1 protein-coding gene is annotated in these 234 nt (G+C 35.9%); it reads left to right on the top strand.

Annotation, left to right across the window (positions count from 1 at the left end; all coding sequences use genetic code 11):
* On the top strand, positions 1 to 234 hold a 234-nt coding region (locus tag GFJ99_RS14020), incomplete at both ends, for a prolipoprotein diacylglyceryl transferase family protein (protein WP_203228808.1).

The following is a 234-nucleotide window of genomic DNA, read 5'->3' as shown; positions in this document are numbered from 1 at the left end:
GTCATGGTGCGGCAATTGGCATCATCATCACCATGTTTTACATTCAAAGAAGAGTCATCAAACGTTCCTTTTTATGGATTTTAGACCGAATTGTTATACCGGTTTCGTTAGGTGCGATTTTTATTCGTTTAGGGAATTTCTTTAACTCTGAAATCGTAGGAACTGAAACTACTTCTCCTTTCGGAATTAAATTCTTAAGAGATAAATACAATGGTAGAGAAGCGATGGAACAAA

It is taken from the genome of Flavobacterium sp. LMO6, assembly GCF_009495795.1.
GTDB lineage: Bacteria > Bacteroidota > Bacteroidia > Flavobacteriales > Flavobacteriaceae > Flavobacterium.
The sequence above is the reverse complement of the archived record's forward strand: the minus strand, read 5'-3'. Positions and strand labels throughout refer to the sequence as shown.